The sequence below is a fragment of the Chitinophaga sp. LS1 genome, from assembly GCF_034274695.1.
Lineage (GTDB): Bacteria > Bacteroidota > Bacteroidia > Chitinophagales > Chitinophagaceae > Chitinophaga.
On the sequence record NZ_CP128362.1, the window covers coordinates 5,822,070 to 5,848,051 of the forward strand.

Annotated in this window: 16 protein-coding genes; 10 read left to right on the top strand and 6 right to left on the bottom strand. The window is 45.1% G+C overall.

Annotated elements, in window-relative coordinates; all coding sequences use genetic code 11:
* Positions 1 to 124: 124 nt before the first annotated feature.
* The 4 genes from sprA to QQL36_RS24115 form a co-directional block, all read right to left on the bottom strand.
* Positions 125 to 7,369, bottom strand: coding sequence for a cell surface protein SprA (gene sprA, locus QQL36_RS24100; RefSeq protein WP_321567051.1), 7,245 nt, complete (start codon positions 7,367 to 7,369; stop codon positions 125 to 127).
* A 312-nt stretch (positions 7,370 to 7,681) separates the two neighbouring features.
* Positions 7,682 to 10,159, bottom strand: a complete 2,478-nt coding sequence (locus QQL36_RS24105; protein ID WP_321567052.1) for a YfhO family protein — start codon at positions 10,157 to 10,159, stop codon at positions 7,682 to 7,684.
* Positions 10,160 to 10,180: 21 nt separating this feature from the next.
* Positions 10,181 to 11,506, bottom strand: coding sequence for a hemolysin family protein (locus QQL36_RS24110; protein ID WP_083723017.1), 1,326 nt, complete (start codon positions 11,504 to 11,506; stop codon positions 10,181 to 10,183).
* 18 nt (positions 11,507 to 11,524) lie between these two features.
* Entirely contained in the window at positions 11,525 to 11,884 is a 360-nt protein-coding gene (locus tag QQL36_RS24115; RefSeq protein WP_083723018.1) for a winged helix-turn-helix transcriptional regulator, read from the bottom strand.
* 190 nt (positions 11,885 to 12,074) lie between these two features.
* Here QQL36_RS24115 and QQL36_RS24120 point away from each other — a divergent pair, with 190 nt between their 5' ends.
* From QQL36_RS24120 to QQL36_RS24140, 5 genes are all read left to right on the top strand, one after another.
* Complete coding sequence (locus tag QQL36_RS24120; RefSeq protein WP_321567053.1) at positions 12,075 to 12,284, top strand: hypothetical protein; 210 nt, start codon at positions 12,075 to 12,077, stop codon at positions 12,282 to 12,284.
* Positions 12,285 to 12,344: 60 nt separating this feature from the next.
* Positions 12,345 to 14,498: an alpha-galactosidase gene (locus QQL36_RS24125; protein ID WP_321567054.1), complete on the top strand. Its 2,154-nt coding sequence runs from the start codon at positions 12,345 to 12,347 to the stop codon at positions 14,496 to 14,498.
* Positions 14,495 to 15,973 (top strand): OmpA family protein, encoded by a 1,479-nt coding sequence (locus tag QQL36_RS24130; protein ID WP_321567055.1) that lies wholly within the window; start codon positions 14,495 to 14,497, stop codon positions 15,971 to 15,973. The genes QQL36_RS24125 and QQL36_RS24130 overlap by 4 nt, the downstream gene beginning before the upstream one ends.
* Before the next feature lie 227 nt (positions 15,974 to 16,200).
* Positions 16,201 to 19,341, top strand: coding sequence for a SusC/RagA family TonB-linked outer membrane protein (locus QQL36_RS24135; protein WP_321567056.1), 3,141 nt, complete (start codon positions 16,201 to 16,203; stop codon positions 19,339 to 19,341).
* A 4-nt stretch (positions 19,342 to 19,345) separates the two neighbouring features.
* Entirely contained in the window at positions 19,346 to 20,725 is a 1,380-nt protein-coding gene (locus QQL36_RS24140; protein WP_321567057.1) for a SusD/RagB family nutrient-binding outer membrane lipoprotein, read from the top strand.
* Between the two features lie 40 nt (positions 20,726 to 20,765).
* Here the strand turns inward: QQL36_RS24140 and QQL36_RS24145 are convergent, their stop codons facing one another.
* Positions 20,766 to 22,097 carry a HAMP domain-containing sensor histidine kinase gene (locus QQL36_RS24145; RefSeq protein WP_321567058.1) on the bottom strand — a complete coding sequence of 444 codons (1,332 nt, stop codon included), beginning with the start codon at positions 22,095 to 22,097 and terminating at the stop codon, positions 20,766 to 20,768.
* Positions 22,098 to 22,269: 172 nt separating this feature from the next.
* Between QQL36_RS24145 and QQL36_RS24150 the strand changes: the two genes are divergently transcribed.
* From QQL36_RS24150 to QQL36_RS24170, 5 genes are all read left to right on the top strand, one after another.
* Positions 22,270 to 22,764 (top strand): DUF4251 domain-containing protein, encoded by a 495-nt coding sequence (locus tag QQL36_RS24150; protein ID WP_083723025.1) that lies wholly within the window; start codon positions 22,270 to 22,272, stop codon positions 22,762 to 22,764.
* An 83-nt stretch (positions 22,765 to 22,847) separates the two neighbouring features.
* Positions 22,848 to 23,111: a hypothetical protein gene (locus QQL36_RS24155; RefSeq protein WP_083723026.1), complete on the top strand. Its 264-nt coding sequence runs from the start codon at positions 22,848 to 22,850 to the stop codon at positions 23,109 to 23,111.
* Between the two features lie 138 nt (positions 23,112 to 23,249).
* Positions 23,250 to 24,095 (top strand): SAM-dependent methyltransferase, encoded by an 846-nt coding sequence (locus tag QQL36_RS24160; RefSeq protein WP_321567059.1) that lies wholly within the window; start codon positions 23,250 to 23,252, stop codon positions 24,093 to 24,095.
* A 32-nt stretch (positions 24,096 to 24,127) separates the two neighbouring features.
* Complete coding sequence (locus QQL36_RS24165; RefSeq protein WP_083723028.1) at positions 24,128 to 24,574, top strand: nuclear transport factor 2 family protein; 447 nt, start codon at positions 24,128 to 24,130, stop codon at positions 24,572 to 24,574.
* A 364-nt stretch (positions 24,575 to 24,938) separates the two neighbouring features.
* A complete protein-coding gene (locus tag QQL36_RS24170) occupies positions 24,939 to 25,394 on the top strand; it encodes a PA2169 family four-helix-bundle protein (RefSeq protein WP_083723029.1) in 456 nt (151 codons plus the stop codon).
* Positions 25,395 to 25,618: 224 nt separating this feature from the next.
* Here QQL36_RS24170 and QQL36_RS24175 read toward each other — a convergent pair whose 3' ends face one another.
* On the bottom strand, positions 25,619 to 25,969 hold the full coding sequence (locus QQL36_RS24175) for an Hpt domain-containing protein (RefSeq protein WP_083723030.1): 351 nt from the start codon (positions 25,967 to 25,969) through the stop codon (positions 25,619 to 25,621).
* Positions 25,970 to 25,982 lie beyond the last annotated feature (13 nt).

The following is a 25,982-nucleotide window of genomic DNA, read 5'->3' on the forward strand; positions in this document are numbered from 1 at the left end:
TTATCAGCAGTTTATCGGCGGGCCTTCGCCCGCCGATAAACTGCCTCCAGCGAAAAAGAGGACTTTTGACGAAGTCAAAAGTCCTCTTTTCGCCCTATTTCAAATCCTCTTTTCGCGCTGTTTTTTACTGCCCAAGCACAAACCTCAACGTCAACCCACCCGTCGTCGTCACCGTCGGACTCGACGTCGACAACACCGGTATCGTCTGTTTCCTCGTATAATAAAACTTCAAATTCATCCGCTTATTCAACACATAATCTATACTCGGCGCTATACTAATCACCTTCTGCCCCGACGTAGGCGTCGATATCCCCCCATCCAGCTGGTTATTCACCGACTTCTCATCCCTATAACTCAAATCCAGCCGCATATTCAAATCATTATCCAGCTTATGCGACCCATTCTTCCCCACCACAAACGGCAACGTCACCCCCTTCAACCTATACCCACCACCCAACGTGATCTCCGCCGTACGCGCCTCCACCAGCTGATAATCCGTCAAACTCAAACTCAATGACCTCGTTCGCTTATAATCCACATGCACATTCATATTGTTCTTCAGTGTCATATCCACCCCTAATAACGGCGATAACTGTTCTATCATCGTCACATTCGGCACCGTATAATAAGGTACATAGTTCCCCGACACCGTATCTATAAAACTCGGATTCCCCAACGAGTTCTTATCCATATAACTGGAGGATGAATTGTAGGAGTTCATACTCAAATTGCTCACATAAGAGTGATTCAGTGTCAGCGTCTGTACAAAATTACTGAACGGCGCTAATTTCGCTAACCCATCATACGTGATCCGCCAGTTCGGCAATGGAATAATATTCCTGAAAGGATTACTTCTGATCTTATCCAATCCATCCGTTGCAATCAATCCCACCTTATTCGGATCCTTCCCTGTGTAAGCCGCAATAAAAGAGGATATCAGCACATTCTGTTCATACTTGCCATATCCATACATATAAGAAGCGTCGCTGGTATCATACGTTGGCGTAGAACCATCGTGTGCATAAGGGTTTTTAGACCAATATCTCTTTGACAATGTCGTTCTGTACTTTCTGAAATTCGCAAAGCTCCTCGCCAGTCCTCCCTTCATGAACAAGGTCTTCAGCATAATCGAAGTGACCTGGAATCCACCAGTCTCATATGCATCCAGGTGCTCATAGTTCCCTCCGCCATACCTGTCTTTAAATGTTTCAGAGTGGTTCTTGGTAAATGTCTTGGTCAGCGTCAAATCAATCCGCAGATTTGGTACCGGTTCCAACTGCGCCTGTATCTGCAGGTTCTGTGAGAACTGCTGTACAACCTGATTATTGAACAGGGTATCGGCAGAAAATAATCCCTTCGCCGCCTTTTTATCCAGCCATTTTTTATCTGGCTGATAACCGAACACAAATGCCAGTCCCGGCTCCATACTCCGCCAGTTCATACCCAATGCCTGTGTACTGTCCATCCATCCCGGCAGACTCGTATAGTTGTTCTCAGAGTAGTTGATGTTAACACGCTTGAGTGATAAGATCGGTCGCAATATAGACTTCACCAAAGGAGATATTTCCGGTAGCTTTTCCTCCTTCTTCGCAGGCTGATTTTTGCCGTTTGCGTTCGCCGTTGGTTTTGCATTCGGATTCACCGGCTGTTTTGTGGCTGTGATTGCCTTCAGAAACTTTGATTTATTATACAGGTCTGTGAATTTAAACTCCGCCAGCACCGCGACCACCTGTGTATTTTCAATAGTGTTACCCTGTATCCTGTTAGAGAGGGAAGCCGCCGTCCATTTGTACTGCGCCGTATATTGCACGGCAAAGTTCGTCCAGCTCATGATCGGGATCTTTGACAATGGCAGGGTATACGTGGCATTGAAAGTCTGGAAGTAGTTGGTATTACGACCCAGTTTCAGCAGATTGTTCCATACCGTATCCCGCTTGGCAGAGGAGTTCAGTCTTCCGGTTGGCTCGTCGATACGTGCATTGTTCGTCGCTGTCAGGTCTAAGCTCAGACTACGTGTCAGGTCCCACTTCAAACCATAATAACGATCGAAGGTAAAGTACTTGTTATACGTCTCGGACAGTTTATAATTACTTCCTACGTTCCTGAGCTGTGTAGCACTGAACTGTCTTGTCAGGTCCGCCCGGAAGCTGATCATAGAAGGCAGGGGATTCAGGTTGATGTCTTTGAACAACTTCATCCACGGCGATTTATTTTTGATCGTTTTCTTAAAAGGCTCCCAGAATTTGTTGGTGCCGGTAAAGTTATAACCTAATACACCTCTGTTCTTAGTTAGCTCATAGTTCTCAGTAGTAGGACTATGCATTTTAGTGCCCGTATATGCATAGGTGAAGTCAAAGTTCTCCAGGCTCCAGGGGCGCAGCTTCTTTTTCCCGTCACTCAGCTTGCGCACATTCGTCACGTTGAAACTACTGGTCGTCGTCGCGTCTTGTGCCTGTGCCTTGATAGAATCTCTTTCGTGTTTATTAGCCGCTAATTTCAGCTTTTCCTTCAATTTGATGTCCAGGTCAAACGGATCCCATTCCGGCATGCTGCTGGTTTTGGATTGCCCAACATAGAGGGGAATCGCTAACCTTGTTCTTTTTGGTAACAATTTACCCATATCCAGGCTTAATGATGCATCGTAGGAGATGAGGTTATCCTGGTAGCGTTCATTCACACTCTGGTTCACGGCCCCATACCCTGCGGTGTGCATGGTACTGGTTACGGCCAGCTGGCCGAGGTCGGCGAGCTGCATATTCAACCTGCCCGTAGCGGCATATCCTCCTTTTTCATCCAGCCCGGTCAATCGCAATTCATCAAACCAAACTTCTGCATTCTTCGTCAACCCATCATCCAGCGGGTTGTAAATAGCCACCATTAACCCTTCCACATCACCCAGGTTCGGGTTACCGATCACCCCGATCACATTTCCGTTTGCGAGGGTCTTCTCATACAGCGTAGCTGTAGAAGCACCTGTATTGTTACGGGTTTGTTTCAGGGTGCTGAAGTCCGTCAGCGTAATGTCCATATTATTCGCCGTAGGCCAGATAGCCGCCTGTGAGGTGGCGCCAAAGGCTGTTTTGGTCAGTGGAATACGGTATTCATAGAAGTTCTCCGTATAGTCACTACCAATACGGATCACCGCCTGCAGGTCTTTATCTTTTAAACTATTGTCGTCTTCTACCGCTTCTTCGTGTATGAACATCTGCAGTTTTTTATACCTGCGCAGGTCCATGCCCAATGTTTTGTATACCGCCCTTGACTTACCATCCTGCAGTTTGGACAGCTGTAAGGAAAGGGATTGCTCATTCATCAGCAGGGTGGTATTGCTGGTACTGAGCGTTGACTCGCGTGATAATCCCGGTGGCAGTACATAGTTGATAGGCGTACGGGAAGCGTTTTCTTCGATATTTACAGACGTTGTATTGAAGGTCGTAGTGCCATCCGCAGCTACCAGATCGCCGGAGCCTGTCTGTAATTCGTAGCTATACTGGCGCCACTGGTTCCTGACCAGTTGCAGTTTACCAAAGCGCAGTACGACAGAATCAGAGAAATTCGTGAGGAACATACGCATAAACTGAATGGACTTGAAGTCTGCAATACCACCGATCGCCGCGCTATACTGTTCGATCGGGATCTTGAACTGGTACCAGGTTTCTGTACCGGTGCTACCATTGGTATAAGTGACGGAGGCATCAACCTTATCCACGATGTAATTCTGTCCGATCGTCATATTCGGGCTTAAATGCACCCGGTACTGGAAATAGGACTCCGTTTCATTCATGGTATTATCAAAGTTCAGGTCTTCTGACTCCGGAATATTAGTCGCCGCAGTAGAGTAGGAGGACCCACTGGTAGTAGCAGGAGAGTTACCGTCTGACATGGCATAGCGTTTATATCGGGCCAGAATGCCATATTTCGCCTTGTCATAATCATTACCCCTGTAGTGATGGTAGTTGTCATTACTCGGGTCACCAAGCGCTTGTGTATATACCTCCGCACTAACGCCAAAGTTGGTACGCAGCTGGTTCAGGAAGTGTGTACGGTAAGATACTTCTTCGGCAGTACGCAAACCATCGTAACCTACGTCCTGGTATTGCCTTACATCTGCATCATTGTCAAAAGCCTTCGTCAGCTGTGTGGTATAGTTTGGTGTATGGCCCCAGGCAGTAGAATCATAGTTGATCGTAGTACTGGGTGCCTTCATCCCGTTTTCAAAAAACTTATAGGAGTCTTTCAGAATATCCTCAGAAACGGCACCGAGGTTGAAGTACAGGTCACCACCGGTACTGGTAGTATTCTTTATAAATGGATCCTGAACCCAGAATTCGATATACTGTATATTGGAGGTCTCAAAGTCAGTATTGTCTAAGGCGCGCATGATACCTCCCCAGTGTTTCTTGGGGTTATTCAGCGTACCATCTGTATTCACCTCTGTACGGCTGGCTTCGAAGTTGTATGGACCACGATCTTTTGGATAATACGCCAGGTCAAGGGTGGTGAGTTGTGTGGAAGTATAGTCCGTAGAAAGGTTCGGGAATATCTCCTTCTGGTATACGATACGTGTACGTGGATCAGATTGGTCATCTTTGGTAATACCTGCTGGCAGATCGGAAGTACTGTTTACCTGCAGGGTAGGTTCGATGATGTACCAGGAGAGTAAAGCCCTGTTCTTTCCATAATCAACAGAATCAGTCAATGTCGCTTCCGGGAACATGATATTACCTGAACTATCTGTAGCACCAGCCGGGGTAGAAGCCAGCGCCCAGCTGCTACTCGGCGTTTTCAGGTCGTAGTTACTTTCAGTGCCTTCAAAGTCATCAATGTATACCTGTCCTTCATTGGAACCAAATGCATTGATCAGTTTACTATGGCCGGGGAATAAGCGGGCTACTTCGCCCGTCAGACTCACAGCGGAGGTAGACTTGGTGCTATAATTTGGTAATTTATTTAACAGCCGGGTCAGTCCTTTCCATTCAGAGTTATAGTTACCATCCAGCCCTACGACTGTGTTATTGATAGGGTCTTCGCCATAACTTACTTTGGTGGTGTAAGGGCGTTCACTCATATGCACGATGGTAGAACCCAGGCTCAGCTTTTCATTCACAGCATAGTCAAAACGTGTACCTACATAGTTACGTACCTGCTGCCCATATAGGCCGCTATTCTCAAAAGAGACGTTGATAGTAGTACCGGAACTGAGAATACCATCATTGATGATCTTTACTTTACCCAGGTTATAATCTACTGTATAGTCAATATTCTCAGTCAGTGTTTTACCACCTGCAGTAACGGTTACAGAACCAGAAGGAATGTTGTATGCATTCAATGATACTTCTGATGAACTACCTGCTTTATAACTCCCTTTAATGAGGTACCTGTTGAGCGAAGAATACTGTTGTGCGGCCGTTTTGGTGGTATCATACAGTTTGGTATAGAGGTATTGTTTTTCCAAAGCAGCGTCACCGCCAAATGCTTTGGCAAGGTCTTTACCAAAAGGTTCCAGTACGGGGAAGATGAGTTTACCATTAGATACGTCTACAGTATACCCGCTCACAAAGTCATACACACCATCTGGTTGCGGGTCATTGTTCGTATTCAGGTTATCGAGGTTGAGAATGGTAATGATCGGTGCACCGCTGTAAGAGCCGACAGCATCCGGCAGATAGCGTCTGGGGCTGGCTGCGCGGGTATCATTGCCGGGGTCATTGTAATATACATCGGCAGTGAAGTCGGTACTGCTCAGCTGATAACCACCGGTGGAATAGATGTTTTTCATCATCAGGTCCCAGATAGGCAGTATCGGACGGGCAGCAGTAGCTTTCAGCATTTTCAGGAAGAGGATGCGGCTGTTGTTATTGTTGCTCGCATCTGGTGGTACATCCTGTGCAAAGTCGCCGACCTTGTAGGTACGACCGTTGTAACTATATTCATACGCCACAGCAAGCACCTGGTCTGCCGAAAGCGTTGTATTCAGAGATATGTAGCCGAGTTTCTTATTCACGGTATATTCCGTACTATCCAGTTTACGTGCATAGGTTTTTTCATAATCCTGTACGGCAGAGAGACCGTACGATTGGAGTTGGGAAATGACGGTACTGGGTAGCCGCGCGGCATCGTCTGCAGAGAGTTTGCTATACAGGTCGTTGATACCGTTGTAAGGCAGTTTGCCGCTGCTTACAACGTGTACGGCATTTGTATTGTAAGGACTGTATTCAGCAAGGTCCATCAGACCTACTACGTTACGGGTGTTCGTTGTTGTACCTGTCTTATTCGTTACCCATACCTCGATACGTGTGATGTTGGAGAGCGAACGGATACTAGGCAGATTACCCATAGCATAGTTGAAGGTATCGCGGAAGAACTGTGCCAGCAGGAAGTTTTTATTTTCATCGTACGCATCAGATTTGAGGCTGTAGCTGGTGGTCTGATTACCGCCTTTCAGGGTGAGCGTCTGCTTCTGTGACTTCTGGCTGGAAAGCACGCTGGTCATAGTTAAGCGGCCGAACTGCAACTGCGTCTTTACCCCAAAAAGTGATTGCATTCCACTGATCAGTGTCGTTGGAAGCGCAAAGCTTACATTACCGGCTTCAATCTTTTTTATGATCTCATCATCATAACCGGTGTACTCGAGTTTGATCTGATTTTCGAAATCATAGGTAGACTGAGTGTTATAGTTGGTGATGATCTTTAGTTTATCACCGATTTTGCCCGTTACGTTCAGGTTGATATTCATATTCATATCAAACCCACCACTGCGGCGTGAAGACTCGGTCAATACAGGGTTGTTGGTATACTGGCCTGCATAGCCCATTGATATTTCAAGGTAACCCTGTGGCTTGATATCTACCTTACTGCCACCGAATAACCGATCAAAAAGTTTATTTGATTTTTTAAGTTCAAGCGGATTGCTTCTGTTCAGGTTTCCCAGCGTGGAAGCGCGTTTCATGAAGTAATCATTCTCGCTCTTACGGGACTGCGTGTTATAGAAGTCCTGGAAGCTCATAGACGTAGGATTCCTATAATATTTATCACCGATCTTTTCGGAGATAATATACTCTTTTGTAGCAGGATCGTATTCCACGTCCCGTTTGATACCTTTAGGATCTTTCAGGTCAATAGCATTCTGTACAGGCTCTACGAGCTCCGGAGAGTGCCTGTCCCTGATAGGATACTTTAACGTATCCGTAGTATCTTTCACAGGTATCATGGAATCATATGCAGCATGATTCGTAGAAGAGCCAATTGGATAGTAACTAACGCCCCTGGCTCCCCTTGCTGCAGAATCAACCATGAAAAAGGCCACTATGCTAAATACAGTTAAGGCAGCATAGTGTTTTCTAAGACGTTTTCTAAGGGATTTCTTCACGCGTTCTTTCTATAGCAGCAATTCGTAAATACCAATAATAGTAGCCTGTATAGTCTGACTATACGAAAAGCGGCTTCGCATCAAACGAGCATTTTTACAGTACTATTGTTTGTTGGCTACAGATAGGAGAATTGTATAGATGAAATGGTAAAGTTGATAGCTGAAAGGGCAAGACAGCCCTATATTTCACGCAAGATAGGGGAATTTGCTATTGTAAAACAAGAATCGCGTTTTTTTACTACGAACAGCTAAAATGTATAGATGAAAAGGGAAAGTCCACCTTCAAAATTTATTGAAGGCGGACTTTGAAATTTATTTCTTACGGAAGTACAATGCAAGACTTCCTGCTAATAAAAGCAACATAATGATATAGCTACCGAGGGATAATTTTACACCTGCATAATATGCTTCAGGTGCAAAAATGAATGTGATGGTATGGTCGCCTGCCGGAACAGACATCCCTCTTAAAGCATAGTTTACCCTGGTATAAGGCGCTTCTTTTCCATCTATATAAGCTTTCCATCCCTGGCGGTAATAGATCTCAGAGAATACGGCAAACTGTGGTGTGGCGGCCCTGGATGTATACGCAATGGTATCCTGGTGATTGAACTGTAAAGCAATGACGGCACTGGAATCAAACTGGAAATCCGCCTTCACCAGTGGTTTATATTGCTGGTCAATCACCACGGTATCTTTTGGATGGAATGTGGTGAGTGCACTCATTTCCGCATCTGCATCCGGTACCCACTGAATGGTTTTTACAAACCAGGCATTGCCCAGTGCATCCGGATTCTGATGTACGGCAGCACCTTCCACGCCGTTGGTAATGATATACTTTGTGTTTAGCATGTTCAGTACCTGCATATTGTTCTGACTGATCTGTCTTTCAATCAGGTCCTGGTAAAGTTGGAGCTTCGCCGCATGGTAACCTCCTATGCTCTTATGATAATAAGACGTCATGGCGTCCTGGAAGGGGTCGCGGGTCAGGTTAAATACGCGGTAGTACGGATCCTTGTCCTGTAGTATCTGCTGATCGGCAGGAGAGGCCTGAAATGGCATACTATAAGATCCGGCATCCATGAAACTATCTTCATTCAGATAGCGCCTGTCTACCTGCAGCAAATCGATCATAATGAGTAAAGTGATACCTATAGCCAGGTAACGCGCCTGTAGTTTCCCTTTGATAAAGAACCACAGGAGGCCAAATGCCAGTGCTGCAAAAAAGATAGAACGAAATACATCACTTCTGTACAGATCCGCCCTGTCTGCCCTTGTTGCAGCCATCAATTTGTCTGCAATATCGGTCCGGCCCTGTGTCATTTGTACCAGCTGGGCATGGAACTGATCATCACTATGCGGGTTGGCGTTGTCGCCGGTGGCATTGGTATAGCGCATACTGGTAGATGCCAGTAGCAACAACACCAGTAAGCCGCCCATGATATAACCAGACCATTTCAGTTTCTTCAGTAGCTCCTCCTTTTTGATTTCACCGCTGATCATTTCCTGCAATGTCATCACTGCCAATATCGCAAATGATAACTGCGGGATGATCAATGCCTGCGAAGGTGCGCGGAACTTATCATAAAGCGGAAAATGATCAAACATAAAATAGTTGAACGCAGCAAAGTTGCTACCCCATGCCAGCACAATACCCAGTATTGAGATGCCGATCAGCCACCACTTGTGCCATGAACGGATTATGAACAAGCCAAGCAGTGCAAGCAGGCACACTATGACACCCAGGTACACAGGCCCCGAGGTACCTAATAAAGACTGATCTCCCCAATAAAGGTTCCAGCTGCTTACCAGTTTTTCTGCATTGTTAGTAGGTACACCGATTTCGGTTAATGTTTTATAGGTAGTTGAATTCGTGCCTAGTTTACCACTTGAGCTGCCACCATAAATATCAGGTGCAATGAGCGTGAACGTTTCAAACTTGCCATAGCTCCATTGAAATGCATAGTTCTTTCCATTATGTTGTTCGGCAGTTTCACCCGGCAGTGGACTCAATGGCGACTTACCACCGCGGGTACTTTCCTTCGAATATTGATAGGTCGTCCACAAGCTCACAGCATTGGATGCCAGTGCCAGTCCTACAGCAAGCAAAACCAGTAAACCACCTGTGATGAGGTGTTTAAACGCTTTTTCCCTGATAGAATAGACGGCATAGGCAATACCCAGGACGGCCAGTATCAGGAAGAAATAATACGTCATCTGCAGGTGATTGGCGGCAATCAGGTAGGAGAGGGAGAGTGCCATGATGCCCGTACCCGCCAGGTAACTACGCCGGGTAATGAGCACCAGACCTGCAATGACCGCAGGCAGATAGGCCAGTGCGATCATCTTGGTGTCATGCCCTGTGACGATGATAATAGGCGAATAACTGGCATAGGTATACGCCACTGCACCGGCAAAGCCGATCCATGAGCGCGTACCTAAAACGATGCAAAGCAAATAAAAACAAAGTGCGGAGAGAAACAATACATTGATCGGCTTGGGCAATCCCAGTGTGAGGATTGCAGGAATAGCACTATCAATGTGATAAGGAGACTCCATGGCCAGCTGGAAGGTCGGCATCCCGCCAAACATACTGGTGGTCCATAATGGAGGAATGCCATGCTCCTTTTTATAATCCATGGCTTCTTTGGCCATCGCCTGCCACTGTACATTATCACTTTGACTGATGACCTTATCTTCTAATACAGGTTTGCAATACAAAACCGCAAGGATCAGCAAACCCAGAATGGCTGCCAGGTGCGGTAACAGGGACTTGAACCAGCTGGTTTTCATAGAAGTATATTAAGTTGTGTGTTATTCCTCTTCCTCTTTAGGATCGTTTTCAATATTGCAGATATGCACCTTGGCAATGCGGTGCTGGTCCATCTTCACCACTTCCATTTTCAGGTTTTTCCATTGCAGACTGTCGCCACTCTGAGGTATTTTACCCAGTTTGTCGAGGATAAAACCACCCAGGGTGACAAAGTTGTTTACATTCACTCTTTGCTGGTCGGCATCTACACCGATTAGTTCCAGGAATTCCACGAATGGCAGCTGTCCGTCTACCAGCATACTGCCATCTTCATGGCGGATCACTTCGTATTCAAATTCATTCGTTTCAGAGATATCACCTACCAGTGCGTCTACGATGTCATTGATGGTCACGAGGCCTTTGATAGAACCAAATTCGTCAACGACCATAGCCTGGTAAATACGTTCTCTTTTATAGAGTTCCAGCAGCTGGTAAGTACGGTTGTGTACCGTCACCACGAGTAGTTTGCGGCTCAGGGCTGACAGGTTATTGATGGCAGCGTTGAAATTATCGCTGAGCAGGTCTTTGCTGTAAACAAAGCCGGTAGTATGATCCAGGTCGCCGTTAGCCAGCGGGTACATGGTATGTTTATGTTTCAGGATCTTAGCTTTGTTTATTTCCGGGCTATCCTGGATATCCAGCCAGATCACCTCATTTCGGGGGGTCATGAGGGTAGATACATGGCGGTCGCCCAGGTTAAATACGTTTTGGATCAGGGCTTTCTCCGTTTCTTCAATCACACCGCCCTGGTGGCTTTCAGCAATGATCACACGGAGTTCCTCTTCCGTGTGTATGTCTTCATTTTCATGAACGGGGGTGATACCAATGATACGGAGGATCACATTGGCCAGACCGTTCAGGATCCAGATGAAAGGACGGAAAATGACATAGAACAATTTCAGCGGCACTGCCACTGTAAAAGTGGTTGGCACTGGTTTACGGATAGCGAGAGATTTGGGGGCCAGCTCGCCAAATACGATATGCAGAATGGTGATAGCGAGGAATGCACAGCCGATGGCTACTTTTTGAGCGATACCTACATCTGGATTCAGGCCCAGTGAAGTAAAGAGATTGATGATCATTTCTGTCATCACCTTTTCACCAACCCAGCCAAGGCCCAGAGAAGCGAGGGTGATACCTAACTGGGTAGCTGCCAGGTAACCGTCAAGGTTATTCAGCATGTCTTTGGCTATCTTGGATACTGTTTTATTGCGACCTGAGTTTACTTCTATCTGCGAGGATCGGACCTTTACGATAGCAAATTCTGCAGCAACGAAAAACCCGTTCAGCAGCACCAAAAAGATGGTAAAAAATATTTCTAAGCTCATTATTGCGTGTCTTAATTTTTAAACGTTTGCTTTGTGAGGTCTATGCACATCACCCCATTCAGATATGATTTGTAACATGGGTTGGAGTGAGGCGCCGTCTTTAGTGAGCTCGTATTCTACTCTTGGCGGCACTTCTGCATAAACGAGTCGATTGATTAGTCCGTCTTTTTCCAGTTCTCTCAACTGCAGGACCAGGATTCTTTCAGATACATCGGGAATAGATTTTTTCAGTTCACTATACCGCAGCTTGCCATTGAGCAGGCTCCACAAGATAGTCGGTTTCCATCGGCCGCCTATTACGTCCAGCGTATACGCCATGCCGCAGTTATTGCTGATTTTATTCCTGTTCAATGTATTAGTAGAGCTTTCTTTTCTCATTACTTACATTTTTGTCAGTACTCTATAAAAGTATCAGTACCCCCAAAGTTAATGTTTAACAGTTAAAGGAAAAAACTATTATGAAAGGGGTTGTGGTTCCATTGTTTTGTTCAAGTCGCAGGCTAATTTATCCAAATTAGTCTAGTTCTTTAGTAGGAAATCCGTATTTTAGGAAATATAACCCTTGAATATGCCCGGAATAGCCCCGCTTCCGTTATCAGAAACGCTCTACAATGTCCAGATGGCCTATACGGCACACAAGAGTAAGTACAATGCCCGCATTACCAATATGAAAGCAACATTAGGCCGTTCCCGGGTTGCTTTTGAGGTGTATATGGACTGGTACCCGCTTTATGAGCAGATTAAAACCTTTATCGGGAACCGGTCTGCTCATCGATAAATGGTTAGTAAAATTTGAAAAAAAGTAATAGCTTAACCCGCTAATTAACCATTTTACGTTATGATTAAACAGGTCGCTATTGCCTTTACGCTATTTTGCTGTTTACCCGTCACGCGTTTGCTGGCGCAGGAACGATTCTCTACCACCACCGATCATTTACAACTGGATTTTGAAGTAGATGGCAAAGGAAGATTGTTGCAGAAATACTTTGGTCCCAAACTCGCAGATGGCGGAGAACAGCTTCGTCCTGTAGAGCGTTGGGAGGCATATACACCCGCGGGTACAAACAACCTGTTTGAACCTGCGATACAGGTCACCCATGCGGATGGCAACCCTTCGCTGGAGCTGTTGTACATTAACCGGAACACGGTAAAAACGGATGACAATATCACTGCGACCACTATCACCCTGCGTGACCCGAAATATCCATTTACCGTATTACTACATGTAAATACCTATGCAAAGGAAGACATCTTTAAGGTCTGGACAGAGATCAGTCATAAGGAAAAAGGAGCCGTTGTCCTGGCTAATTTCGCATCCAGCATCCTGCACTTCAATGCACATAAATACTACCTTACCAACTTCCATGGTGACTGGGCAGAAGAAATGAAGATGGATGAAAACGAACTGACCAGTGGTATCAAGATCCTTGATTCCAAACTGGGTACCCGTGCAGATATGTACCAGATGCCTTTCTATTTTGTCTCTTTAGATGAACCTTCTACTGAAACACATGGCGCTGTGATGGCAGGTACGCTGGCCTGGACGGGCAATTTCCGGTTTGCTTTTGAAGTCGACGAGCTGAATATGCTTCGGGTTATTTCAGGTATGAACACCTATGCTTCTCAATATAAACTACAACCTGACCAGAATTTTGAAACTCCTGCATTTATATTTTCTTACAGCGATAATGGCCGTGCTGCTATCAGTCATAACTTCCATCGCTGGGGTGCGAAGTATGGTGTAATAGATGGCGATAAACCACGTACCGTATTGCTGAATAACTGGGAGGCGACTGGGTTTGATTTTAATGAAGAAAAGCTCTCTGCTTTGTTTGATGATGCCCATAAATTAGGGGCTGATCTGTTTTTGTTAGATGATGGCTGGTTTGGGAATAAATACCCCCGCAATGCCGATAATGCAGGGCTGGGCGACTGGCAGGAAATGAAGGCTAAACTGCCGCATGGACTGGGTTACCTGGTAAAAACTGCGGAAGAGAAAAAGGTGAAATTTGGTATCTGGCTGGAACCTGAAATGGTGAATCCCGCCAGCGATCTGTATCACCAGCATCCTGACTGGATACTGAAGTTGCCAAACAGAGGTGAAGATTACTTCCGTAACCAGCTGGTATTGGATCTGGTGAATCCTAAAGTACAGGATTTTGTATATGGCATCGTTGATAACATGATGACTGCCAACCCGGGTATTGCCTACATCAAGTGGGATTGTAACCGTATGATCACAAATGCATATTCTCCTTACCTGAAAGACAACCAGGGAGGACTATATATTGAATACACCCGTAGTTTGTACCAGGTACTGAAACGTATCCGTAGCAAGTATCCGCACTTAGCGATCATGTTGTGCTCCGGTGGCGGTGGCAGGGTTGATTATGGGGCGTTGCCTTACTTTACAGAGTTCTGGGCAAGTGACAATACAGATCCGTTTGAAAGGGTATTTATACAGTGGGGATATTCTTATTTCTTCCCTTCATTTACAGTAGCCGACCACGTTACCTCATGGGGTAAGCAATCCCTGAAGTTCCGTACAGATGTGGCGATGATGGGCAGACTGGGGTATGATATAAACCTGGATAAATTCACGGGCGATGAATGGACATTTAGTCAGCAGGCCGTGGCGAACTATAAACGGTTGCAGCCGGTACTGGCGCATGGTGATCTGTATCGTTTGATCTCTCCCTATAAGGAGAATAGAGCCGTGTTGATGTACGTAGATGCTGCGCAATCAAAATCAGTCTTATTCGCTTATAACCTGCATACCCGTTTTGGAGAAAACTTTGCACCTGTAAAATTGCAGGGATTGGATCCACACAGACAATACAGGGTGACGGAAATCAACCTGAAGCCCGGCGAAGAATCTCATTTATATGAACACAATAAGATATTTTCGGGTGATTATCTCATGAAAGCGGGTATCAATGTATCCGGGAATGAGCCGTTATCCAGCAAAGTATTGGAAATTGTGACTGAATGAAAATAAGCTTACTGATTATATTATTCTGTTACTGTACAAACCTGCTAAGTGCACAGAACCTGTTGCCGAATGCGAGTTTTGAGGAAGTAAATATCTGCACGGAATACATAGCGCCCTGTGCTCCCTGCGGGTGGATGGCTGTTGCACCAGAGATGATCAAGATGAAATATCTCTGTAATGGCGCTGCTTTGCAGGGGCAGCACTATGTATCCCTGTTGCAGGAAGGACCTGTGGAGAATCCGGATGCAAGAGTGTATATACAAACCCGGTTGTTGTGTGCGTTGCAAAAAGGACAGGCGTATAAGATAAGGGTGTATATGAATACGGAAAATTATCCGTTGCGTATCGGACTGCGGTTTGATACGGCTTTTATCTTTAGTGAGAATACGGGTTGTTTGTCACAACCTGTCAGCGTAGAACTAAATGAAGCGGATCAGCAAAAAAAACTGTGGCATACCAAAATGCCCTGGTATATATTAGAGAAGACCTATGTGGCCACTAATAATGCGACACACCTGATAGTGGGGAATTTCAAAGCACCTGTGCGTAAAAATGGATTTTCTGGTTATACCAATGCACAGGTATTAATAGATAGTATCAGTATTACAGCTGTCAATGAGCAATTGCAGCTATGCGGAGATACCGCTGCTACACGGGCTGCTTTATATGCAGAACATCACAGGCATTCTATTCCGGAAGCTTTGACACCGGGCAGACCTGTCCTGCATACACTCAATGGGAGTCATGAGGGATGTGATACATTGATATTGAAAGATGATTTATTTAACCAGGATCATACTACGATTAATGAACGATATCGGCAGCCTATCAACGACGCACTGAAAAATTATAAAGGAGATACGACCATGCGGATTCAGTTGGTCGGCCATGCATGGCAGGCAGCATCGGAAGAGTACAATAAAATTATTTCCTATGATAAGGCGAAGGCAGTGGCTACTTATCTTGTATATAATGAGGGGTATAGTTTTGATGATTTCCAGATAAGAGGAGAGGGGAAGCGAAATCCGCGATATGATACAACTGAGGCAGATAATAACAGGGTAGAAATGATCTTGTGCCATGTAGCGCCGCCGGTAGTGGTCGTGAAAAAGGTGGTCCCACCTCCTGATACACTGGTCATACCAGATATATTATTCAAATTTAACAGTAGTGAGCTCAATCCTGCATTGCATGCAGCACTTGATAGTTTGATGAAAAAAATACCAAGGGATGGAAGCGTGCAATTACAGGTAACAGGGCATACAGATAATGCAGGTAATGATGATTATAATTATACTTTATCATTACGTAGGGCAACTGCCGTAACCGGCTATATGCAGCAGTATGGTGTAGGAAATGACATCCGCCAGATTAGCGGAGCTGGCGAAACGCAGCCGGTGGCGGATAACAAAACATTAGAAGGAAGAAGAAAAAACCGGAGAGTGGAAATAATTATTTTCCATACAACAGATTAAAATAGCACAACATTTATAACCAAAGGCTTCACGGTCCCAAGCCTCCCGGCTTAAAGCCGGCCGCAGGCCACACTCCCAAACAAACGCTGCTGCCAAAGGTAGCAGCGTTTGTTTGTACAATATATTTTCCTAAATTTAAAAGAGAGAAACCAGAATCAATCGCCCAAAGGAAGATTTGTCTAACTCAATAATCTGTACAGTCACTTTGTTCACCTAAAACTCAACTTATGCAATTATTGTCATGGTTGATGCTAGCATCATTGCTAAGTATTACCTCGATTTCCCTTGCGCAGCAGGGAAAATCCGTACACGGCACTGTTACTGCCGGAGATAATAAACAACCCCTGGAAAGAGTCGTCATTATCGAAAAGAGCACCCAAAATCACGCCTACACTGATGCATCCGGCACCTACTCCATTACCCTGAAAAACGACAACGCCACACTTATTTTTAGCTATGTAGGCTACTCCACACAGGAAATACCGGTCGGTGCTCAGTCTGTCGTCGATGTTGTCATGCAACCCTCTCAGAAAGACCTGAGTGAAGTAGTTGTCACCGCCTTCGGTGTCAAAAAAGAAAAACGCGCACTAGGTTACACGATCCAGCAGGTAGACAACGCAGACCTGAATGTAAACCACCAACCGAATGTAGTCAATGCGCTGCAGGGCAAAGTAGCAGGCGTACAGATTACCAGTACCGGGGGCGGCCCCGGCCAGAGTTCCCGTATCATCATTCGGGGTATCAACTCCCTCGCTGGTGATAGAAACAACCAACCCCTCTTTATCATTGACGGGGTGGAAATAGACAATAGTACTTATACCACTGGTGGTGCAGAAACACGTGGTATGAGTAACCGTGCTTCTGACATCAACCCCGATGATATTGACAACATTTCTGTACTACGTGGTGGTGCGGCCACTGCCCTCTATGGTATTCGCGCAGCAAACGGCGCGATCATCATTACTACCAAATCAGCAAAAGCCGGTAAGATCCGGGTATCTTACAATGGTTTGTATGGCTTTGACCAGGTGAATAAGATCCCTGAAGTGCAATCTACCTACACGCAGGGTTACCTCGGCGTATACGACGCTACCAGCTTCTGGCCCACCTGGGGACCTACCGTGGCCGAAGCCAGGCAGGAAGATCCTACCCATCCGGCTACACTCTTTAACAATTATAAACAGGCTTTCCGAACCGGCATGCAAACCCGCCATACTGTGAGCGTAGGCGGAGGTACAGAGGCGGCGCAGGTTATAGGATCAGTCTCCTATTTCAAGCAGAATGGTGTGATCCCCTTTAGTGACTACACCAGTTACAACGCCCGCCTGAATGCCACTTTCAGGATCAGTAACAAGGTGACCGCCGGTGCGTCTCTCAATTACATCAACTCCGGTGGCAATAGGGTCAACTCCGATCGCTATGGCGAACAGATCATCTACTGGGCGCCCCGGTGGAACATGAAAGATTATAAGAAAGAAGATGGTACCCAACAAACGTACAGCAGCGGAACGAACAATCCCATTTACACACTCTCTACCAATAAATTCAGGGATAATGTAAACAGGGCTATCGCAAGTGCCTACATCACTTATAAGCCTGTTGACTGGTTGAATTTCTCTTATCGCTTTGGTAATGACTTCTACACCGATGGCCGTACGCATACCGCTCCCGGTCCACTGGGCGTGGTGGATGAAGCACCTAACCTCGATGACAACGAATACGGTTTCATTGATGAATACAACCTGCGCAGTCGTAACCTTACTTCTACCATCATGGCGAATTTCACAAAGACATTCAATGAGAAATTCTCTATTGACTTTAAACTCGGTCACGATCTTCGCGACCAACGGGTACGTAGAAGTAGTGTGGAAGGAGATACACTGGTGGTGCCGGATCTTTTTTTATTAGGCAATGCCAAACGTGTGAAAGGGGATTCTTATATCCTCGACTACCGCAATTACGGCTATTTTGGAGACCTGACCCTGGGGTGGAAGAACCTGCTCTTCCTGGAACTCACCGGTCGTAATGACCTGACATCGACCTTGTCCCGCGAGAACCGAAGTTACTTTTATCCCAGTGCCAGTCTTAGCTATATCTTCTCTGATATGTTCAAATTACCAGATTGGTGGAGTTATGGAAAACTGAAAATCTCCTATGCACAGATAGGCAAAGATGGTGATGCATACGCGATTACGAATGGTTTTGAAACGGGTGATCCGATTGGGACCACTGTACCTTTTTATCAAAGCAGAACCTTGGGCAATGCGAACCTTCGTCCGGAATTTACGAATACCAGTGAAATCGGTACAGAACTGCGTTTTCTCGATAATCGCCTGGGATTGGAAGTAAATGCTTATCAGCAAAAGAGCAAAGACCTGTTGGTGCCGGTGTATGTATCAAATGCTACCGGTTATGATCAGGCTTATGTCAATGCGGGTGAAATCAATAACAAGGGTTTGGAAGTGACTGTAACAGCGATGCCGGTACGTACGAAAGACTTTAGCTGGGATGTTAAGATCAATTTTTCTACGAATAGGAACAGGGTGATTAAACTGAATGAGCAGCAGGGCGCAGAATTGAAAGAGATCGTGATTTCCAGTCAGTATGGCTACCTCAGTTCAACTGTTACCAGCAAGCTGGTACCCGGTATGGCTTATGGTGCGCTGTATGGCCGTAGTTACAAACGGTATTATGCTAAAGACGATGATGATGGTGTGACCCTGCGTAAAGACCTGCCATTGCTCATTGGTGCGAATGGTTTCCCTGTGTTGGATGATGTCACTAATCAGCGGTATCTGGGTAGTACTTTGCCAAAATGGATGGGGAGCACACTACAGACTTTCAGGTATAAGAATTTTACACTTTCGTTGTTACTGGATGTTCGTCAGGGAGCCTATAAATACAACCAGCTATCCAACTTCCTCGCTGCCTTTGGGGAATCAAAGATAACAGAGAACAGGAACCAGACGATTGTATTTGATGGTGTGCTGGCAGATGGAACACAGAATGCAAAAGCCGTTTATTTAGGTCAGAGTACGGGGCCTGATGGGGTAGATTATGGGGCAGGTTATTATCGTAATTACTATCGTGGGGCAAGTGAAAAGTTTATTGAAAATGCTTCGTGGGTGCGGTTACGATCAGCAGGGTTATCGTACACATTGCCTGCTGGCTGGCTAAAACCTACCCATGCCATTTCGGGAGCGACTGTGTCATTCACAGGGAATAACCTCTGGTTGCATACAAAGTATACGGGTTTCGATCCTGAAACCAGCTCCGCCTCTGCCAGCAGTAATGGTGCCGATAGCTTTGCAGGGTTTACTTATCCTGCTACCCGTAGTTTCCTGTTCAGTGTAAACCTTCAATTCTAAAGTCATGAAACGAATATATATAATCTTACTGGCCGCCATAGCAGGTTGTTCCAAAGGCTACCTGGATGTGAACCAGACGAACCCGAATCAAACAACCAACCCACCTATCAATGGGTTATTATCAGAAGTTACTTACCAGACAGGTGTAAACGTATTCAATGTAGGCAATATCACTTCTTATTACGTACAACAGCTGGCCTCACCCAATGCCAGCAGTAGTACAGATGTGTATGATGACATTGATGCCAGCACCACCTGGAAAAACATCTACCTCACGATAGAGGATATACGCCAGATGGAAGTACTGGCTGTAGAGAAGAACGCTTATCAGCATATGGGTGTAGGCCAGATCCTCGAAGCTTACAACATGAGTATGCTCATAGATCTTTGGGGAGACGCTCCTTACTCGCAGGCATGGCAGGGCGCTACTTATCTCACACCCGCTTACGATAAAGGAGCGGCGATTTATGATAGTTGTTTATTATTGATAGAAAAAGGAATTGCTTCCCTCAAACAGGCAGATCCGCTTATTACCCTCGATGCAGAAAACGATCTGGTACATAGTGGCTCGGTAGCAGGTTGGATCAAAACAGCCTATACACTCAAAGCGCGGTTACTAAACCGCCTGAGCAAACAAGCGGATTACGATCCTGCAGCCATCCTATCAGCACTGGATAGTGGCTATACCAGCAATAGCGATGATGCCGCCATCACCCGGTTTGAAAGTCTGAGTCTATGGAACGGCGTAGCCGTCAATAATGCCAGTGGCAATCTCGACGGCTGGCTGAGTGCGACTTTTATCAATGCCCTGAATGGCAGTACATATGGGATATTCGATCCTCGTTTGCCATTGATAACAGATACGACTAAATATGGTGATTACAGGGGGACTGTTAATGGTGCGGGGCGTGTAGGCTCCGGTACGGACAAAGGGCAGTGCTACCTGTCAGTAAATGGGTACTATTCTAAATCAGGTGCGCCATTATTATTGCTTACGTATGCAGAGGCCCGGTTTATTGCAGCAGAAGCCTATTTTAATACCGATGCTGCAAAGTCTTATCAGGCATACCTGGATGGCATAGGTGCAAATATGGATAAGGTAGGCGTGTCTGTTACAGACAAGGCGAACTACCTGTCTCAATTACCTGCTTATTCAAAGGAGCTGTTGTTTAAAGAGAAATACGTGGTAATGTTCCTGCAGCCTGAATGCTGGACAGATGCACGGAGATATGATTATCAATATAAGAATTTCAATTTACCGGCGAATGCGCTCTTAACCACCTTTATCAGAAGGGTAAGTTATCCTGCATCTGAAACCAGTAGGAATGCAGCGAATGTGCCGGCAGTGAGTTCGCTGGCGGATGTACTCTGGTGGGATAAGTGATTTTTAGAGAGGGACAGCGGGGTAGTAGCTCCGCTTCCCCTTACGCCGATATCCTCCCATCCGCAGCAGGATCCGCCACCGGTATCGTCGCATAAAAAGTCGTTCCTTTCCCCTGTACACTTTCAAACCAAAGCTCCCCATGCTGTAAAGATTGCAGCTCTTTGCAAAGTACCAATCCAAGCCCAATCCCTTTTTCATTATTCGTTCCGAAAGTAGATTGCGTCTTCAAGGAAAAGATTTCTTCCTTATGAGAACTTTCAATACCAATACCATTATCCGTCACCATCAGCTGGCAAATACCATCTTTTACCAACAGGCTGATCGTCACCTGTCCGTTATTAGGAGTAAACTTAATCGCATTATTCACCAGGTTCCTGATGATGAGCTCCAGCATATTATGATCTGCCGTTACATACACAGCAGGATCAATTTTGGAAGTCAGCGTCACTGATTTTTTATCTGCAAGTATCTGTTGAATACCCAATACCCGTTGCACAACTTCGTATACATGTACCGGTGATAACCGTACCCCACGACCATCCATCTGCATCTTACTCCATGTAAGCAGGTTCGTCAGCATATTGGAGGTATTCTTGGTCATGGTCAGCAGTTCATCGCCCAGCATTTTACGTTCCTCTTCTGACAATTCGTATTCTGCAATGAGGTGCAGGGTCGTAATAATCGAATTTAAGGGACTTTGCAGGTCATGTGCGATGATAGAGAAGAGTTTATCCTTTTTCTGGTTCAGTTGTTCCAGGTTGGCATTCTGAATATCGATTTTATCCGCCCTGTCTTCCGCCTTCTTTTTCTCCCTGTTATAATTATTCCGCAGGTAATTAGTGATCAGGAAGGTGCAGGTTAGGGTCACAAAGTAGCTGGAAGCGAGGTCAATATACCTGTTTTGCGCACTCTGATAACTATCTGCAATCCAGCTGGGGTGCAGGTATTCCATGGTGAGCAGGGTAATTGGTAGGAGCAAATGCAGGGAAGCCCAGATCCAGTGTCGATTACGTGGGCTGAATGCAATCAGCAGGTTAAATGTGAGGAAAAACAACAGGAGAACGGGGCCATGACTGCCGGAGTTCAGGTAATAAGTGGCCGTCAATGTGATATAACTGACAATCACATAGGCCAGCATGCTCACGTTGTAAATCCCCTTAAACCTGGACAACCAGAAGAAGAAAACCTGTAAGATCAGTAACACCAGCACGATGATCCATACCGCAGTCAGTCCCAGCCACATATTGAATGGCAATAATACAGTTAAGAGTGCCAGGGTAATGACACTGATGGAGTTGAAAGCACGGTTCTCCAGCGAAAACGCTGCAGGGTCTCCCACTAGCTTCTCCCATAAGTTGGTAAGTCGAGCCAAAACATTTCGCAAGTGTGAGTCTTTATTAGTTAGTGATCGTCCCTCGGTAGTGACTACAAAGGTCGGGGATGAAAAGTTAATATGTTATAACACGAAAATGTGATAGTAGGATTTCTACTCACACTTCATTTTATGGAATGATATTCGCAGCTACCTAAATAAATATCATTTTATGAAAAATATCGTAATAGCCGGCCTTGTGTCCATGGCTATATCCCTGCCCAGCCTCACTTCAGCACAATCCAAAAGCGACGATAAGAAAGCGGCCATCACAAATCTGATTCATAACCAGTCATATGTATTTACTGCTCAGTCTTCAATACCTGCCGGCCCTTCGCCGGACAGGCAGCTGAATGGTCAGTATGACCTGACAGTCACCAAAGACTCTGTAATCAGTTATCTGCCGTATTTTGGCCGTGCGTATACAGCACCGATGGATCCTTCCAAAGGAGGCATACAATTTACCTCTACTAAATTTGATTATAAGGTCACAGAAAAGAAAAAAGGAGGATGGACGATTGTGATCAAACCAAAGGATACACAGGAAGCCAGTCAACTGATACTCAATGTCTCTTCAGCAGGATATTCTTCACTGCAGGTGATTGGCAACAACCGCCAGCCTATTACATTTAATGGAGTAGTAGATGAAAGGAAATCTAAAAAATAAGTTAAAATTATCTTAAGATGCACTGGAATTTGGCATAGCGGAATGGTTGTTGTTTTTTATTCTGTGAACCAAAAACAGATACCATGTCTAAGAATAACAAAGAAGGTGTAAAGCATTCCATTCAGGAGCTGGCCATGGGAAACTACAGAAGCTATCCCGAAGAGTATAATGAAGTGTCAGTGGAAACGACTGATAATGTTCAATCACTCGCAAATGGTTATTGGGATTCCAGGGATGATAAGGAAATACAGCGCGATGAGCGATTAGGTATAGGCTTAGAAGATTATCAGGCGTGGACGCTTGAGGCCTTCGAAGCATTTGTGGAAGCGGAGCATGTGCTGAATTAATTGAACTTAAAAGTGTAAGAAGCGCTTGCTTCACTAAGCTGACTTTTAAAAGTATTATTACGCAGAAAGGGTTACGGTATGTAACCCTTTCTGCGTTTTTTTATATCTTTAGATCAAAGCACAACATTCTACGCCGTTATGAAAGAACTCTCCGCCAGTCGGACCGCCCAGTATATGGCTTTATTCCGGGCGCTTGAAACCCAGCGACCACATGATAAACTGGTCTACGACCCTTATGCCATCAACTTCCTTGACCGTGGGTTTCAGATAGCCACCCGTTTATCTGTTATTCCTCCTATCCGCCGCATGATCCAGCGTATTATCCAGAAAAGGATCCCCGGTGCTTATTCCTCTGGCATAGCCCGAACCAGGTATATCGATGAACTTGTGCAACAAGCTGTGAACCAGGGTATACAGCAAGTGGTCATATTGGGTGCCGGGTTCGATACGAGGGCATTGCGCCTTGATTTTCTGCGCCTCCTGCCCGTGATAGAAATAGACCATCCCAATACATCGGCTGTGAAAAAAGAGAAGTTAGGGAGCTTGACCCCACATGTACAATACCTGCAGCTCGATTTCAATGAAAAAGGATTGGATGACCTGTCACTCAACGCTTCACTGCCAACGGTATTTATCTGGGAGGGCGTGACGAATTACCTGCAGGAAGAAGCTATTGCTGCTACATTCCGGTTTATAGAAAAGTTCCCTGAAGGCTCCTTCGTAATCTTTACTTATGTAGATGAAAAAGTATTGCGGGAACCCCATGCCTATTATGGGGGAGAGAAGTTGCTCAATGATGTAGCACGGCTGGAAGAAAAATGGACATTTGGCTGGAAACCAGGTAATTTACGAAAATATTTGCAACAGTTTGAACTGGAATTACTGGAAGATAATAGTGCGGTAGAATACCGTCGTCAATATATGCCGGCAAGGACAGAAAAAGGGTATGAGTTTTATCGTGTAGCATTTGCCGTAAGAAAGTAGTACATTATATCACATAACCATAACGACGTTTTATGAAAACTAAATTGTATTGTTTCCTGATTATTTTTTGTAGTATGACCATGATTTCATTTGCCCAATCTAAAGAGGAAAAAGCGGTAGCCGCGCAGGTAGAGTCATTGCGGAAAGCGATGGTAGACGCGGACAAAGCCACGTTAGAGAAACTGGCTGATGCAAAGTTGACTTACGGACATTCTGGTGGGAAGATAGAGGACAAGGCTACGTTTGTAGATAATATTGTAAGTGGGCATTCAGACTTTTTATCGATTGATCTGAGTGATCAGACGATTGTGATCAGTGGGAATACCGCGATAGTAAGGCATAATCTGGCGGCCGCTACAAATGATAATGGCAAGCCCGGCAATGTACATTTGCATGTATTGTTGGTGTGGGCGAAGGAGGGGAGTCAGTGGAAGTTATTAGCGAGACAGGCGGTGAAGCAGCCGGTAGCAAATCAGTAATTAGTGTTCTGTTTGATTGGCAGTTCAGGAATGATTGAAGACATAATATGCTATTTGTTAAAATCCGGAAACATATCCGGAATAATTCAGAAATCGATACCGGATTGAACACGGACTGATCATCAATTGATCATGAATTTCTATAGATGATTAAATAAATCTGCCTGATCGAATTCCTGAGCACGTCGGCTTATTTACCCAAACTGATGATTAGCTTCCTGCCCTTGTTGCCCCCGGCTTTTATGGCCTGACCTCAAACCCCTATTTATAGCAATTTCCGCATCATGGCATAGTTTTTCTATTGGTAGTAGAAAATAGAACGACCAGTAACGGTCATATCTGTTAACCAATAAAAAAGTATTTTATGCAAGCTACATTGGAAACCATAGAGATCCTGAATGATCTGGTACAAATCAACAATGACCGAATTGACGGTTATGAAAAAGCGTTACAAGAACTGAAACAGGAAGATAATGACTTGAAAGCATTGTTCTCTTCCATGATCAGCGAGAGCCATGAAATCAGACTGGCTTTAGGAACAGAAGTAAATGCATTAGGTGGTGATATGGAAACTTCCACAACTACCAGTGGTAAGATTTACCGCGCATGGATGGATATCAAGGCTGTATTTACCGGTCATGACCGTCATACAGTACTGGCGAATTGTGAGAGAGGAGAAGATGCAGCCCAGAGAGCTTATAGTAGTGCATTGGAAGAGGAAGAGTTGCCAGCTTACCTGAGAGAAATGGTGACAGAGCAACAGCAGATTTTAAGACGCTCTCATGATAAAATCAAAGAGCTGAGAGATGCTACCAAATAATATTGATCAGGCTTCTTATTTAGTCTATTTTTTGCCTGGCGTCCTCTCATGTGGGAGGACGCCTTTTTTTATATTTATCTTTAGCCTTTTTACATGTTTAGTTGAGTAAGGGTACTTATTTAGATGAAAAAGATTAATTATTCAGATGATAAAGGGTACATCATCGTTAGCGAATAAGGTTACTTATTTAGTTGAAAAATGATTACATCTTTAGATGAAAAAGATTACTTATTTAGTTGAATAAGATCTTCTTCCATCATTGGTTTTATCTGCTGAAAGATTACTTTCAGCTGTTCTACCAACCTTTCTACTTCCTCATTCCATTTTCCCGCTTCTTCCAGTTTTAAAATAATTTCTTTAGCCCCCGCTACCTCCATACTCAGTACACTGGGCTTTAACTTATGTACAGTCCTTTTCAGGTCATGCAATACCTTTGTAACCTGCAACTGTTGCAGGTCCCCCGTATATTCTGTCACTGAATTGATGAAAAGGGAGATCATCTTATCGATGAACGCTTGGTTGTCAGATATTTTGTACAGATAGTTATATGAATATAGTGCATGATTAGCGCGCATATTGATTGTAGGT